Origin of the sequence: Bacillus haikouensis (assembly GCF_013179555.1) — a bacterium.
In the GTDB taxonomy this organism is placed as follows: domain Bacteria; phylum Bacillota; class Bacilli; order Bacillales; family Bacillaceae_B; genus Rossellomorea; species Rossellomorea haikouensis_A.
In genome coordinates, this window is record NZ_JABMCR010000390.1 from 1 (window position 1) to 3,030 (window position 3,030).

Annotated in this window: 3 protein-coding genes; 1 reads left to right on the plus strand and 2 read right to left on the minus strand. The window is 41.1% G+C overall.

The window, feature by feature from the left end; all coding sequences use genetic code 11:
* Window positions 1-784: N-acetylneuraminate lyase (locus HP456_RS22025; protein WP_172255100.1), on the plus strand; the 784-nt coding region annotated here is incomplete at its 5' end.
* A gap of 258 nt (window positions 785-1,042) precedes the next feature.
* Here the strand turns inward: HP456_RS22025 and HP456_RS22030 are convergent.
* Window positions 1,043-1,378 (minus strand): hypothetical protein, encoded by a 336-nt coding sequence (locus HP456_RS22030; protein ID WP_216663383.1) that lies wholly within the window; start codon window positions 1,376-1,378, stop codon window positions 1,043-1,045.
* Between the two features lie 313 nt (window positions 1,379-1,691).
* Window positions 1,692-2,867, minus strand: a complete 1,176-nt coding sequence (locus HP456_RS22035; RefSeq protein ID WP_172255102.1) for a M20 metallopeptidase family protein — start codon at window positions 2,865-2,867, stop codon at window positions 1,692-1,694.
* Between the last annotated feature and the right edge of the window lie 163 nt (window positions 2,868-3,030).

Below are 3,030 nucleotides of genomic sequence, written 5' to 3' on the forward strand. Positions count from 1 at the left end.
CTATAATATCGACGTATGTAAAGTAGATGGGCTCTATGTGAACGGTAGTACTGGAGAGAACTTCATGTTATCAACCGAGGAAAAGAAGGAAGTTTTCCGGATTGCGAAGGATGAAGTGAAGAATCAAGTAAAATTAATCGCTCAAGTGGGTTCCATTAATTTGAACGAAGCGATTGAATTAGCCGGATATGTGACTGATTTGGGCTATGACGCGCTTTCGGCAGTGACGCCTTTCTACTATAAATTCGATTTTGAAGAAATTAAACATTATTACAATAGCATCATCAACTCAGTCGATAACAAAATGATCATTTACTCAATCCCGTTTTTAACCGGGGTGAACATGAGTTTAGATCAATTTGCCGAGCTGTTTGAAAATGAAAAAATCATTGGGGTTAAATTCACCGCCGGCGATTTTTATTTACTGGAAAGAATGCGCAAGAAGTTCCCTGCCAAACTCATTTATGCAGGTTTTGATGAAATGCTCCTCCCTGCTGCTGTGCTCGGAATAGACGGTGCAATAGGAAGTACTTATAATGTAAACGGGCAAAGAGCCAAGCGGATTTTCGAACTGGCTAAACAGGGCGACATAGAGGAAGCGAAAGGAATCCAGCATGTGACGAATGATTTGATATCGGAAATCATTGAAAATGGTCTCTACCAAACGATTAAAGAAATTTTAAAAGATAAGGGAGTCAATGCAGGCTATTGCCGCCAGCCGATGAAAAGGTTATCAGAAGAAAAAGTTGCAATTGCAAAAGATATCTCAAAAAAGTACTTATAAACGAATCGAATTTCATTGGGCTTAGCTGAAAAAGTGTGAAACGTGTAGAGTGTGGCTGCTTCTTGAAGGAATAAGTTTTTTAGTAGAAGTAAGAAATGAAGATTATCAGAGTAGAGAATTATGAAGAAAAATTCGGGTATATCAACCGACTGAAGAAGGCTGGGAAGTGCCAATAAGATCGTGTGCGGTATGTTTTTAAAGTGTATAAAGCAAATAAGGTTCCCTGACTCTATAAATAATGAGGAAGGGAACCTTATTTTATGCATAGCGTGTTTTATTTTCTTCTGTTGCCCGGTCCGTTTTGGCAGCATTAATCATGAGGAAAATGGCCGTGATGATGTGCATGATCATGCCGACAAATGGGATCCAGGCGATACAGGAAGTAACGATACCAAGGATGCTTCCGATTGGGGAACCGCCGTCTTTTATCGTGAACACGAGAGTGACAATATGTAAGACCAGCATGATGGCGAGTGGAAACCAAAGAAATCCGAGGATGATGGCAGCCCCCAGAAGCGGCACCCCCAACACTGCTTCACAGGCGCCGGTTGTCCATTTTAAAATTCTTGAGATAGAAATTGAAATCACCTCCATACTAGTACTATTTTCCTCTAGTATTATAGCACAAGAATTATGTCTGTGAGTTTATCCAGGTCAGAAGAATGAAAGTAAAAGGAGCTACTAAAGAAGAGAGTGAACATTTAACGGAAATCGGGATTATGCTGTCAATCTATGAATCCTGCTGTTAGCTGAATCGAGGATAATTTAGAGACTGCAAGAAGAGGTATAGTAAGTATCCTGGCTGGTATATAGTTCTGAAGTAAGAAGGTTCATTTTTAGGTTGGATCACAGAGAAAGGTCCCGTGGCACATCATGTCACTAAGGGACCTCCCCTTGCTTCCCGGAATCATTGATTCAAATACTTTACCGCAAAAGAACACATAGCTTGAATCCCGGTTGAAATGGATTTTTCATCAAAGACGATACCGGGATTATGCAAACCTTTTTGAGAAGCGGCAGTTTCATTTCCTGTTCCCAATCTGAACAGCATTCCATCCACATGTTGAAGATAAAATGAAAAGTCCTCTCCGCCCAGGGAAGCTTCAGGCAAATACTCCAGAGAATCTTCACCGAGGTTTTCTGATACGGCTTCAGCTAATAACTCTACCATTCTCCTATTATTGATAACTGGAGGAGACCCTGGGTAATAGGTAACTTTAGCACTTCCTGAGTGAGCTTTTGCTGTATGTTCGGAAATCTCTTCAATCGTTTCTTTTATTTTGTCACTCACTTCTGTCTTTAATGTGCGGACAGTACCGGATAATTTCACGTTATTTGCAATGATATTATCTGCTGTTCCTCCGTGGATTTGACCGATTGTGAGGACTGCCGGCTCTAATGGGGGAAGAGTCCGGGAGATAATTTGCTGCAGACCCGTTACAATTTGGGCTGCGATGGGAATTGTATCAACACTTTTATGGGGATGTGCTGCATGTCCGCCCACTCCGTACACTTCTATTTCAAAACGGTTCGTAGAAGCCATGATTGCGTCATGCTTTACAGCGATTTTTCCCGCTTCTGTAAATGGCCATGTGTGTAAGCATACAATATGATCTATTGGAGGGTCGAGGAAGACCCCTTCTTCAATCATCTGCTTTGCACCCTGCATGGTTTCTTCTGCCGGTTGAAAAATAAATTTGATCCTGCCTTTGAAAGAATCACGAATGTTATTAAGCAAGAGGGCAGTTCCGACTAAGACGGTCGTATGAATGTCATGGCCGCAAGCATGCATAATGCCTGGAATTCGGGATGTGAAATCCAGCCCTGTTTCTTCCAAGATGGGTAATGCATCAATATCTGCCCTGATTGCAAGCGTCGGCCCATCACCGTTTCCTTCTAATAGTCCGATAAGCCCTGTCCCGCTTGAACACACTTCTAATTTAATATTTGTGTTTTTTAATGTATCGAAAATAAATTTCGTTGTCTGGAATTCCTGAAAGCTTAGTTCTGGTTGTTCATGCAGTCTCCTGCGGAAGTGAATCATCTGCTCTTCAATTTCTGCGCTCATTTGTTTAAAATTCATATGTATTTACTCCTTATGGTGAAATATGAAACGATTTGGATACGGTATAAAAAAAGATTAAGGCTATTTTTCGAAATAGCCTTAATCTGTTTTAACTACTCGAGGTCAGCTTGTCCCATTTCAACGATTTGTTGATAGGCTTCTTCCCCCCACATTTCTTTAC

What these genes read in the sequence shown, in the direction of transcription:
- HP456_RS22035 (WP_172255102.1), bottom strand. Translation starts at nt 2,867, where the DNA reads ATGAATTTTAAACAAATGAGCGCAGAAATTGAAGAGCAGATGATTCAC.
- HP456_RS22030 (WP_216663383.1), bottom strand. Translation starts at nt 1,378, where the DNA reads ATGGAGGTGATTTCAATTTCTATCTCAAGAATTTTAAAATGGACAACC.